The sequence below is a fragment of the Azospirillum rugosum genome, from assembly GCF_017876155.1.
GTDB classification, from domain to species: domain Bacteria; phylum Pseudomonadota; class Alphaproteobacteria; order Azospirillales; family Azospirillaceae; genus Azospirillum; species Azospirillum rugosum.
This window is the reverse complement of the sequence record NZ_JAGINP010000034.1, coordinates 39,955-51,521: the sequence shown is the minus strand read 5'-3', so window position 1 is coordinate 51,521 and position 11,567 is coordinate 39,955. Positions and strand designations below refer to the sequence as shown.

Annotated in this window: 10 protein-coding genes; 5 read left to right on the top strand and 5 right to left on the bottom strand. The window is 70.8% G+C overall.

What is annotated here, in order from left to right:
- Positions 1-18: 18 nt before the first annotated feature.
- Positions 19-1,353, top strand: a complete 1,335-nt coding sequence (locus tag J2851_RS32460) for a pentapeptide repeat-containing protein (protein ID WP_246501083.1) — start codon at positions 19-21, stop codon at positions 1,351-1,353.
- A 48-nt stretch (positions 1,354-1,401) separates the two neighbouring features.
- Here the strand turns inward: J2851_RS32460 and J2851_RS32455 are convergent, their stop codons facing one another.
- Positions 1,402-1,929 (bottom strand): MarR family winged helix-turn-helix transcriptional regulator, encoded by a 528-nt coding sequence (locus J2851_RS32455; RefSeq protein ID WP_209772237.1) that lies wholly within the window; start codon positions 1,927-1,929, stop codon positions 1,402-1,404.
- A gap of 482 nt (positions 1,930-2,411) precedes the next feature.
- Between J2851_RS32455 and aguB the strand changes: the two genes are divergently transcribed.
- Positions 2,412-3,308 carry an N-carbamoylputrescine amidase gene (gene aguB / locus J2851_RS32450; RefSeq protein ID WP_209772235.1) on the top strand — a complete coding sequence of 299 codons (897 nt, stop codon included), beginning with the start codon at positions 2,412-2,414 and terminating at the stop codon, positions 3,306-3,308.
- A gap of 21 nt (positions 3,309-3,329) precedes the next feature.
- On the opposite strand, the gene J2851_RS32445 is transcribed toward aguB, so the two are convergent.
- Positions 3,330-3,881 (bottom strand): putative metalloprotease CJM1_0395 family protein, encoded by a 552-nt coding sequence (locus J2851_RS32445; protein WP_246501082.1) that lies wholly within the window; start codon positions 3,879-3,881, stop codon positions 3,330-3,332.
- Between the two features lie 240 nt (positions 3,882-4,121).
- Between J2851_RS32445 and J2851_RS32440 the strand changes: the two genes are divergently transcribed.
- The 3 genes from J2851_RS32440 (at position 4,122) to J2851_RS32430 (ending at position 8,421) form a co-directional block, all read left to right on the top strand.
- Positions 4,122-7,034 (top strand): SLBB domain-containing protein, encoded by a 2,913-nt coding sequence (locus tag J2851_RS32440; RefSeq protein WP_209772231.1) that lies wholly within the window; start codon positions 4,122-4,124, stop codon positions 7,032-7,034.
- Complete coding sequence (locus J2851_RS32435; RefSeq protein WP_209772230.1) at positions 7,031-7,831, top strand: glycosyltransferase; 801 nt, start codon at positions 7,031-7,033, stop codon at positions 7,829-7,831. Before J2851_RS32440 ends, J2851_RS32435 begins: the two co-directional genes overlap by 4 nt.
- 122 nt (positions 7,832-7,953) lie before the next feature.
- Positions 7,954-8,421, top strand: a complete 468-nt coding sequence (locus J2851_RS32430) for a helix-turn-helix domain-containing protein (RefSeq protein WP_209772228.1) — start codon at positions 7,954-7,956, stop codon at positions 8,419-8,421.
- A 50-nt stretch (positions 8,422-8,471) separates the two neighbouring features.
- On the opposite strand, the gene J2851_RS32425 is transcribed toward J2851_RS32430, so the two are convergent.
- Genes J2851_RS32425 through J2851_RS32415 form a run of 3 tightly spaced genes read right to left on the bottom strand, consistent with a single transcriptional unit; the run spans position 8,472 to position 11,555 of the window.
- Positions 8,472-9,293, bottom strand: a complete 822-nt coding sequence (locus J2851_RS32425) for a glycosyltransferase family 2 protein (RefSeq protein WP_209772226.1) — start codon at positions 9,291-9,293, stop codon at positions 8,472-8,474.
- 11 nt (positions 9,294-9,304) lie between these two features.
- Positions 9,305-10,264, bottom strand: a complete 960-nt coding sequence (locus J2851_RS32420) for a hypothetical protein (protein ID WP_209772224.1) — start codon at positions 10,262-10,264, stop codon at positions 9,305-9,307.
- Positions 10,257-11,555 carry a glycosyltransferase family 4 protein gene (locus tag J2851_RS32415; RefSeq protein WP_209772221.1) on the bottom strand — a complete coding sequence of 433 codons (1,299 nt, stop codon included), beginning with the start codon at positions 11,553-11,555 and terminating at the stop codon, positions 10,257-10,259. Before J2851_RS32415 ends, J2851_RS32420 begins: the two co-directional genes overlap by 8 nt.
- Positions 11,556-11,567 lie beyond the last annotated feature (12 nt).

Genomic DNA, 11,567 nt, shown 5'->3' with positions numbered 1-11,567 from the left:
CCCCCGGGAAAGGGCGTCTTGCAACGGCTGACATCGGGTCTGGCCATGACGCCACACGAGTTGGTCGCCGTGCTGGAAAAGCACGAGCGATGGCTGAAGAACAAAGCCGGTGGAAGCCGCGCCAACCTGACCATGGGAAACCTGGAAGGGTCGAACCTGTCCGGCGTCGACCTGACCCAGGGGAAGCTGTCCGGCGCCAACCTGGCGCATTGCGACCTGTCCAATGCCAACCTCAGCCACGCGGACCTGTTCGCGGCGCACCTGACCAAGGCCGACCTGACGGGCTGCAACCTCTACCGCGCCGACCTGCGCGGTGCCCGTATGCGCGGCGCGAAGATGAAGCGAGCCATCCTGAAGGAAGCCGACCTGCGCGGCGGCGCCCTGCTGTACGGCGGCGGCGGCAAGGGCGGAAAGGGCCTGGATTTCGTCCGGTCGGACCTGACCGGCAGCGACTTCGACGACGCGATGATGGCGAACGCCAACCTGTCCGGCGCCGACCTGACCGACGTTTCGATGAACGGGGCCGATTGCGAAGGCGCGCTGATGACCGGCGCGACGCTGATGCGGTCCAGCATGAAGAACTGCAACCTCGCGCGTGCCGACCTGCGCGGTTGCAACATGTCGGGCGTGAACCTGCAGGGTGCGATTCTGCGCGACGCGAACCTGACCGGCACGGTGCTGGCCGGGGCCAATTTGCGGAACGCCGACCTCCAGGGCGCCAAGATGGAGGGCGCGGACCTCGCCGGGGCCGACACCACCGGGGCGAACCTCGCCCGCTCCGCCGAGAATTTCTCGGTGCAGATCCAGGAGTCGCTGCACAGCCACTACACCTGGATCAACACCAACGGCGCCATGGGATCGCGTGCCGACCTCGGCGGGGCCGACCTGTCGCACATCGACCTGCATGGCGTGAACCTGTCGGGCGCCAACCTGAAGGGCACCATCCTGACCGGCGCCAAGATGCGCGACGCGCTGCTGATCATGTGCGACATTTCCGGCGCCGACCTGTCCGACAGCGACTTCACCGGCGCCATCCTCGACGGCGCCACGCTTCGCGGCGCCAACCTCAGCGGCGCGCGCTTCGACGGGGCGGGCATCGGCTGGGTGGACATCAAGGGACCGGACGGGAAGCCCACCGGACGCCTGTGGGCCGCCAACCTCACCGGCTGCAATTTCTCCGGCGCATCCTGCGTGCGGATCAATCTGCGCGGGGCGAACCTGGCCGGCTGCGATTTCTCGAACGCGGACCTGACCGGCGCGATCCTGAGCGATGCCAACATCCGTGACGCCAAGTTCACCGGGGCCAACCTGACCGGCGCCAGCCTGCCGCCGCCGCCCGATCTCGACGACTGACCGTCGCCGTTCGATCCTTGCGACCGAAGGTCGGGCCCTATCGGATGCTCAGCCCAGCTCGTCGTCCATCTCCTGCGAGGGCAGAGAGGCGAGGTTGGAGGCGATCCGGCGCAGCACGCTGATCGCCGTCGCGACCTCGCCGGGGGAAATGCCGCGCGTCGCCAGCTCCGCGATCTCGTTCGCGCAGGGCAGGATGTCGGTGCGCAGCGCCCTGCCCTTCGGCGTCAGGAAGATGTTGACCTTCCGCCGGTCGTGCGGGTTGCGGACGCGCCGCACCAGATCCTGCCGCTCCATCGTGTTCAGGGCGGTGACGGTGGTCGGCTCCATCATGCCGACGCGCTGGCTCAGCTCGCGCTGGGTCAGCCCGTCCTCGTCCCATAGCGCGCGCAGGAAATACCACTGCCCCATGCTGACGCCGTGGCTGGCGATGCGGTTCTGGAGCGCGCGCGCAAAGGCACGGTGCACCTCCCGCGCGGCGTGGGACAGGTTGCCCTCGGACTCCTGCGGGTCGGCCATCGTCTGGCCGACCTGCGCGAAGACGATGTTGGGCTCCCGTCTCTTGATTCTCCGGTCCATGAAAACAATCTTTCAGCAGCCGCACCGAGGGGGCGCGCAGCGTTCGGCACCCCTTCAGAGCAATTAAAAACCACTCCATCGATCATATCGTTTCGCGAAAAATGCGCAAAGAAAATGCGTGACTAAACAATGTCGGCGCTGAGGCGGCCCAGCGGGCGGGATGGATGCGAAAAATCCGCCTGATGAACAACGTCAGCGCCAATTTCCGAAGGCGGGAAGGAATGGACAACGGATACAGGAATGGAGCGACGCGCCGACGCATCATACTCTGGTATGCTCTTCCGTTTCTCTTGCCGATCGCGCCGAACGCACCCGGGTGAAAGGCGCGGACCGCCGCAGCCGATGTTGAAGAGTTTGTGACAGTCGTTTTCCCGGCGGCGTGAAGGGTTGCGCAAGCCGCGCTTCGCCGCCAAACAAGGCCGACGATCCGTCGCCGGATACCGCGAAACACCCAGTTGATGAGAGCACAGGAGCACCGCCCCATGCGCCCCACCTCCGGACGCACCGTCACCCTTGCCGCCACCCAGATGGCCTGCGGTTGGGACCGCGAGGCCAACGTGGCCGGCGTCGAGCGCCTGGTGCGCCAGGCGGCGGCGCGCGGCGCCCAGATCATCCTGCCGCAGGAGCTGTTCGAGACCCCCTACTTCTGCAAGGACCAGAAGCAGGATCTCTTCGCGCTCGCGCACCCCGTGGAGGACCACCCGGTCATCGCCCGGATGAGCGCGCTCGCGCGCGAGCTTTCGGTCGTCATTCCGACCAGCTTCTTCGAACGGGCGCGGAACGCCTATTACAACTCGCTCGCCATGATCGACGCCGACGGATCCGTGCTGGGCGTCTACCGCAAATCGCACATTCCGGACGGGCCGGGCTATCAGGAGAAATTCTACTTCAGCCCCGGCGACACCGGATTCCAGGTCTACAAGACGCGCTACGCGACGGTTGGCTGCGCCATCTGCTGGGACCAGTGGTTCCCGGAAACCGCCCGCGCCATGGCGCTGAAAGGCGCGGAGGTCCTGCTCTACCCGACCGCCATCGGGTCGGAGCCGCAGGACTCCTCGCTCGACAGCCAGGCCCACTGGACCCGGGTGATGCAGGGGCATGCCGGCGCCAACCTGATGCCGCTGGTCGCCTCCAACCGCGTCGGGCGGGAACAGGGGGAGACCTGCGCCATCACCTTCTACGGCTCCTCCTTCATCGCGGGGCCGACGGGCGAGCTGGTGGAGCAGGCCGACCGCGAGAGCGAGACGGTGCTGACCGCCAGTTTCGACCTCGACCGCATCGCCGCGCAGCGCGCGTCTTGGGGCGTGTTCCGCGACCGCCGTCCGGAGCTGTACGGCCCGCTGATGACCCTGGACGGCGAAACCCCGGTCCGCCGCTGACGACCGGCCGGAACCGCGCGGTCAGACGGTGATGCCGGCGTAGGCCGGCTGCCGCCCGATCGCGCTGGCCGCACCGTACGCCGCCGCCCCGCGCGCCGCCAGCGCCGGGGCGGCGGTTCCGTTTCCAGGGGACGGGTTGCCGGGAGTGTCCTTTCCGGCATCGCCACCGCCCGCCCCGGACGACGCCCCGCGCAACTCCTGCTGGGCTTGGGCCTTTGCCGCGTCCGCTTGCTGCGCGACGCGCAGATCCTGCGGCGACGGGTCGGCGGGCGCCAGGGCGGCGGCCTTGACCGTTTCCATCTTGCGGATGGTGGCCTGCGGGTCGCGCTCCGGGCTCGTGTCGACCGGGACTTCCCCGGCGGTCGCGTAGTTCTTGCCGTCCGGGCCGCGCGTGTAGGTGAAGGAGGCGCCGCCAGCGTAGGGCCCGCCCGTCGCCTGATGCGCCGCCTCGTGCTGGCGCACGCTGGCGTCGGCGCGCTGGAGTTGCTGGATCTGTTGCTGCTGCTGGTCAGATGCGGGCTTTGCGGACGCGTCGGTGGTGCCGGACGCGGGCGTGGTCCGGCCGGCCGCCAAGCGTGGCAGCCCTGAGAGAGCGTTCGACGACACACCCGAAATCATGGCTCGCGATCCCCGCGCGCTCCACGCCGACAAGACGAAAAGGATACACCCGCACCGCGCCGGCGGCAACGTGGCTGTAGCCGGCCGAGTGAAGCGGCACCGAATTGATTGCCTTTGCCGGAAAACACACGCATTAGTATGCGGTTCCAAATTCCAGCGTCCCGCTGGTGGAAGCGGCATGGGTCACGACAGTCGATGCTTGAAGCGACGCGCAGGATTTTTGCCCGCATCGCGCTCTGGGCGGCACTGGCCCTGTGGGCCTTCGCCACGGTGGCGGCCGAGCCGGGGCGTGAGGCCGGGCAGAACGCCGCCTCGCCGGTGGAGGCCGCCTATTCGGCCCGCGCCGGGACACCGCTGCGCCAGTTCGGCTACGACCAGTTCGGTTCGGACGGCGCGTCCCGCAGCGGCACCGGCGCCGTGCAGGCCGACTACGCGCTTGGGCCGGGGGACGAGTTGCTGGTCTCCCTGCGCGGGCAGAAATCCTTCAGCAAGCGCTACGTGATCGACAACGCCGGCCTGCTCACCGTCGACGACGTCCGCCCCGTGGTGGCCCAGGCCCTGACCCTGGCGGAGCTTCGCGCCGAACTGGCCGGGGCCGTTGCGTCGGCCTATCCCAACACCGACGTCTTCGTGTCGGTCACCGAGGTGCGCCGCATCGGCGTCCTGGTCACCGGGGCCGTCGGCAAGCCCGGCCGACACGAGATCGGCGCCTTCGGCACCCTGCTCGACGCCCTGTCGGCCGCGGGCGGGGTCACCCGCTCCGGCTCCCTGCGGCGCATCCGCCTGTTCCGCGCCGGCACCGGCGACGACAGCCGAGCCGTCGACCTCTACGAACTGTTCATCACCGGGAACGGCGCGCAGGCGGGCCTGCGGCTGCGGGACGGCGACCGGCTGTTCGTGCCGCCGCTCGGCCCCACGCTGGCCGTCATGGGTCCGGTGAACCGGCCCGGCATCTACGAACTTCCTCCGGACCGCAATTCCCTGACCCTGGTCGAGGCGAAGGAACTGGCCGGCGGCGTGCTGCGCCCCGGCGCGCAACGCGCGCTGCGCTTCGCGATCGGCCCCAACGGAGAGGAGACGACGGAGGATCTCGGCGGGGCGCCGGCACCCGTCCTGACCGACGGCGACCTGCTGTCGCTGGCACCTTTGCGGGAGGATCGCCGGGGCGAGGTCCGGCTGGAGGGGCATGTCCTGCGGCCCGGCCCGCGGGCGCTCGCCACGGCGCGCAGCCTCGACGCGCTGCTGACCAGGGCCGACCTTCGACCGGAGCCGTACCTGCCCTTCGCCGTCCTTGCCGCGACCGACCCGGCGACCCACGCGCGCACGCTGCTGCCCGTCGATCTGGCCGCCGTGCTGCGCGGGCGCGACCGCCGCTCGCTGTCCGAAGGCGACGCGCTCTACGTGCTGGGGGCCGACGACGTCGATTTCCTGACCTCGGAGCCGGTGCTGGAACTGCTGCGCGGCGCCAGGGCGCCCGCCGCGGAGTCCTGCCAGGGACTCGTCGTGCTCGCGCGCGCCTTGGCCGCCCGGCCCGACGGCCCCCTGGCGAAGGGACCGCAAGCCCGCGCCGCGGCCGAGCTGACCGGATCGCGCATTGCCTGCCCGCCCCTGTTCGACGCGGTGCCGGACCTGCTGGTCTTCGCGCTGGAGCACTCCAGGCTCCTGCTCGGCGGCGTACCGAGGCCCGGCTTCTACCCCTCGGCCGGCGGGCCGGACACGCCGTCCTACGGCGGGGCGTCGGCAGGGCGCGCGGTCGTGGAGGGCGCGATCCTCGAATCCGACGAGCCGCTGTTCGAACTGGTCGGCCATGTGCGCCGGCCGGGCGTGCGCCCCCTGGCCGGCGGGGCGACCTTGCGCGACGCGCTGGCCGGCGGCGGCGCGCTGAAGCGGGACGTCTACCCGCTGCTCGGCGTCATCGAGCGCACCGATCGGCGGACGCTCGCCCGGGCGCTAATCCCCTTCTCGCCGCAGGAGGTCGCGGCCGGTCGCGCGAATCGCAGGCTGGCCGACGGTGACCGCGTGCACCTGTTCTCCGCGGCCCGCGTGCGCGCCTTGCTGTCCCCGACGCCGGCCGACTCCGCTCCGCCGTCAATGGAGGAGCCCATTCCGCCGACGGTCGCCGCCCTGCTGGGCGAGCGCATCGTCCAGGTCCGCGGCGCGGTGCGCGACCCCGGCCCCTACCCGGTCGCCGAGGCCGCGACGCTGGAGGCCCTCGTCGCGGCGGCGGGCGGGCTGGCCGCCACCGCCGATCCCGGCGCGGTGGAGGTCACGGCGGCCAACGGTACGCGGCGTCGTGTCGATCTGGCAGCGGCGGGGCGGCTGACGGCGGGGCCGGGCGACGCGATCCGCATCAACCCCGCCGCCCAGGCCATGGAGGCGCGCGCGGTGACCATCGCCGGCGCGGTGCGGCGCCCCGGCAGCTACGACATCGCGCGCGGGGAGCGGCTGTCCTCGCTGATCGACCGGGCCGGCGGCTTGACGGAGGAGGCCTACCCTCCAGGCACGGTTTTCCTGCGCGAGAGCGAACGGCGGCGCGAGCGTGACGTGTACGCCCAGAAAGCCCGCGAGCTTGAGGAGTGGATGGTCCGCGAGGTGGAAAAGGGCGAGGCCGCCCGGTCCGACGTGGTCGGGCTTGCCCGCCAGCTGGCGACCCAGCTCCGCGGTGTCGAGCCCTTGGGGCGCATCGTGGTGGAAGCCGATCCGATGGTGCTGCGCGGCCGGCCGGACCTCGACCCGTTGCTGGAGCCGGACGACCGCATCATGGTGCCGAAGCGGACGCTGACCGTCACCGTGACCGGGGAGGTGCAACACCCCGTCGCGGCCCAATTCGTCAGCGGCAAGAGCCAGGACGACTACCTGCGGGAAGCGGGCGGCCCCACGCGCAACGCGGATTCCGACCGCATCTTCCTGGTGCTGCCCGACGGGCGCGCCCAGCCGCTGGCGCTGTCGTCCTGGAACCACACGGTCCAGGCGATCCCGCCCGGGTCGATGCTGGTGGTGCCGCGGGATCCGAAGCCCTTCGACTTCCTGGAATTCTCCAAGAGCATCGGCGGCATCCTCGGGCAGCTGGCCATCACCGCCGCGTCGGTGTCGGTGATCGCACGATGACCGTCCGGCTGGCCATCCTGACCGTGGTGCGCAACGACCTGGCCGGCCTCATCGCCACCCACGGCAGCCTGCGGGAACAGACGTCGCAAAGATTCGACTGGATCGTGGTGGACGGCGCCTCCACCGACGGCACCGCCGAATGGCTGGCCGAACACGCTCGCGAGACGGCGTGGTGCCGGTCGGCGCCCGACGGCGGAATCTACGACGCCATGAACATCGCGCTTGAGGCGGCGCTGGAGGGCACCGCGGCCAGCCACCTCCTGTTCCTCAACGCCGGCGACCGGCTGGCCGGACCATTCGTCCTCGACCATCTGGAACGGCTGGCCGGGTGCGAGAGGGACGCCGACCTGATCTACGGACACGCTCACGAGCGGATGCCGGACGGGCGCGTGATGGTGAAGCGGGCGCGCTCCCACCGGTGGGCGGCACTGGGCATGTTCACCCACCACCAGGCCATGCTGTACCGCCGCGGCGCCGTGGCCGACCTCCGCTTCGACTCGCGCTTCGCGGTGGCCGCGGATTACGCCTTTACGTTGGGTGTCCTGAGTCGGGGTGGCCGTGCCGTCCTGAGTCCCTGTTGCTTGTGCGAATTCGCCCCAAACGGCCGGTCGCAGCGGCAGCCGGACCTGGGCCGCCGCGAGCAGTGCACCATCCGGAGCGAGCTGTTGGGGTACGGAATCCTTGGAAACGCAACATTATTCGGCCTTCAGTGCTTGACCTTGACCATTCGGCGGCACGTTCCGCGACTCTACGAGAAATTTCGTTTCCGGCCCTCTGACACATCCTGTCTTTTGTGATTCTTCACCCCTGGACAGTGCAGGAAGGAGTTGATACGCACGAATAGTTGCATACAATTTACTTTCTGAACTAACCATTTTCCCCGGTGGTGCTTGCCGCCTCCATACTGAGGGTCAATTTGATGAGCTCGACCAAGACCAAGCTCGCGCCCGCCCACACGCTGTCGCGCCGCGGCGAGGGCCCCAATCCCATCGACATCCATGTCGGTGCGCGGCTGCGGCTGCGTCGCACGTTGCTTGGGCTGAGCCAGGAGAAGCTGGGCGAGGCGGTCGGCATCACCTTCCAGCAGCTGCAGAAGTACGAGCGCGGCTCCAACCGCATCAGCGCCAGCCGGCTGTTCAACCTGTCGCAGGTTCTGGGCGTGCCGGTCAGCTACTTCTTCGACGACATGCCGTCGCCGGAGCACATCGCGACCCCCTCGCCCGACCTCCCGCCGTCGGAGACGGAGGAGTTCGAGTCCATGGCCCGGCGCGAGACCCTGGAGCTGGTCCGCGCCTATTACCGGATCGACGACGCGTCGGTGCGCAAGCGCACCTTCGACCTGCTGAAGGCGCTGGGCGGCGACAAGGCCACCGAAGACGACGACTGACCGCCTCGGCGGGTTCCCACCCTTCACCACCGTGACACGCCGGGCGCCCTTCATCGCCCGGCGTCGCGCATTTTGACGCCCACCTGCCAGTAGTAGAAGGCCCGCGCCAGCGCGTGGTGCAGCCCCGCCCGCCCGTCCAGGAACCCCAGGCGGAGCAGGTAGGCGTGCAGGAACACCAGCATGGGCCGCCCCGGCGCGCGGTGAAGCACCCGCTTCAGCCATCGCCGCAGCCCCGTTTCCTTCCCGATCAACGCCGCCATGCGGCCGTCCGCGCGCAGGGCGGCCTCCCAGTCGGAATAGCGGTTGTGCCGGTCGAACCAAGCGGACAGCGGCTTTTCGTCCGCGTGCTCCATCGCGTGGCGCAGACGCCCGACGCTGCCCGCGATCTCCGGCTGGTAATGCCCCTCGACCTCCCACATGGCGGCGACGTCGAGGTCGGGCACCTCCGGGAAGCGGGCGCGCCGCCGGTCCAGCAGGGCCAGCTTGCGGTTTCCGGCCCCGAAGCGGAGCCTCTGGCCGAGGAACACCGGGCGCCCATCGATGAAGTAGCCGGCATGCCGGGGGCCATCCTCCATCAGCCGCGCGATCTCCGCGACGAGAGTCTCGTCCAGCCGCTCGTCCGCGTCCACGAACAGCACCCAGTCGTGGCGGAAGGGCAAGTGGTCGAGACACCATTGCTTCTTCTTCGGGTAGCGGCCATTCCACCGGAAGGGAACGACCGTGGCGCCGAGCGATCGGGCGATGGAAACGGTGCCGTCGCTGCTGCCGCTGTCGACCACGAACACCTGCGCGAACCGCCCCAGCGCCGGAAGGCAATGCGGAAGGTTGGCGGCCTCGTTGCGGGTCATCACCACGACGGACACCGGGATCATGCCCCTTGGGATCATGAACCTGCCCGCCAGACGGTGCGGAGCGACAGGAACACCGCGCCCGCGACCAGCCCGACCAGCGCGGCCACCGGCACCACCAGCACGGGGTTCGGCCAGTCCGGTCGGCGGGCGGCCGTGGGCGGCACGATCGCGTCGGCGGCGAGCGGCAGGTCGACCTCGATCATCATGGCGACGCGCTCCTGCTCCGACAGCAGGTCGGCCAGGGCGCGGCGATGCTCCGCGACCGTGATGCCGGCGAGCCGCGCGCGGACGTGGGCGATCTGCGCAGCGCTCCGCCGCGCCGCCTCGGCCCGCAGATGCGCGTCCGTGGCCACGGCCACGGCGGTCAGCAGGCGCAGCGCGACCTCCCGGTCGGGGTGGCGCAGGGTGATCCGGCGCATGGGGCCGCTGCGCACCATCTCCACCAGGATGCGGTCCTTCAGCGCGCTCGACACACGCTCAGGGTCGGGTTCCAGCCAATCCTCCCGCCCCACCGCCGCCAGGAACAGGCGCTTCAGCCAGGGGAGCACGCCGGCCGGAGGCCGCCAGGCGCCGGCTTCCGCGTCCCAGCGGTCCGGGAACAGCGCGCGCATCAGGCCCGCGTCGGCCATCATCCGCTCCGCCACCGGAACGGACCCGAACAGTTCCAGGTAGCGTCCGAAGTCGGACAGAAGCTCGTCGCCGGGGCCGGGCTCCGCCGCGGCGAGCGGCGTGTCGTGCCCCAGCAGGACGGGCAGGCGCGCGCCCATGGCCGCCGCGCCGACCCGCGCCGTCGGCCCCACCACCATGCCGGCGGTGTATTGCGGCGTCACGACGCGGACGGCTCCGGCGCCCAGCAGGAGCCCCAGCACGGCGCCGGCCAGCGGGACCCGCCACCCCTCCCGCAGGGTGCGCACGAAGCCGCGCAGCTGGCGGCCGGCCAGAGCCCCGGCGTCGGCGTTGCCCAACCGGAGGCTCGACGACCCGTCAGGCATGCGGAAGCCCCCTCCCCGACATCCGGACGAGAGGTGCCGCCACCGGCTTCCCCGCCCGCCCGAGCAGCGACTCCGCCAGGGCCGCGAAGCGCCAAGCCGCGGTATCGGCGTCCCAGCGCGCCGACACGGACAGCGCCCGCCGCCCCTCCTCCGCGTAGCGCGCCGGGTCCCGGGCGTAGCCGCGAAGGACCGCGGCGAGCCCGGTGCCGTCCGCCGGATCGAGCGTGCGGCCACAGCCGTCCACGAGGGCCGCCGCCTCGCTCCCCGCCGGCCCCAGGAACAGGCATGGCCGCCCGGCGGCCAGGGCCCCCGCCACCTTGCAGGGCACCAGCAGCCCTTCCGCCCGCGGGTCCATGCTGGCGAGGTGGAGGTCGGCCGCGGACAGGCTTTCGGACAGCCGGCCGGCCGGTTGCAGCGGCAGGACGCGCAGGTTGCTCAAGCCGCGCGCCGCCGCGGCCGCCTCCAGCGCCGGACGGCCACGCCCCTCCCCGATCACCAGGAAGGCGATGTCGGGATCGGTGCGCGCGAGTTCGGTGGCGGCGTCGAGCAGGCCGCCCATCGGGTGTGCCAGCCCCAGGTTCCCGGAATAGGCGACGGTGAAGCGGTCACCGAGCCCGAGGTCGGCGCGGAACCCGTTGCCCTCCCGCGCCACCGGGCGGATGCCCGGCTCCGCCCAGTTCGGCAGAAGCACGATGCGATCGGACGGGACGCCAAGCGCAGCCAGGCGCCGCGCCATGCAGCGCCCGATCGCCACGACGGCGTCATGCCGGCGCATCGCCCCGGCCACGGACCACTCCACCAGCCGGTACAGCGGGTCCGGAATCCGCAGACCGAGCACCGGCAGCAGCGCAGGATACAGGTCGTGGCACCAGTGGATGGCCGCCGCACCGTGCCACGCCGCCAGCATCGGCCCGACCCGCGCCATCAACGGCGGGTCGGTCATCGTGACGACCACGTCATGCCGTGGCAGCCGCATGGCGCGAAGCGTCAGGCGCCGCAAGGAATCCAGGTAACCGCGGACCATCGGGGCGGCGCCGCGCCGCATCCCATTTTCCCCAGGGCCGCCTTCCTTCAGGCTGGCGCCCGTGCGCACCACCGTGACGCCGGGAGGTGCGGCGCTTGGCCCGTCCCCGTCCGCAACCACGCTCACCCGCCATCCGGCCTCCGCCATCCGCTTCGTCAAGTCGAACGCGCAACGGCCAGTCGCCCCTTGGTCCGGAGGGAACACGCGGTTGACGAAGAGAATGGATGGAGGATGCGCCAAGGACAGACACCGCCGGATGAAAAGCACGCATAAGTATGC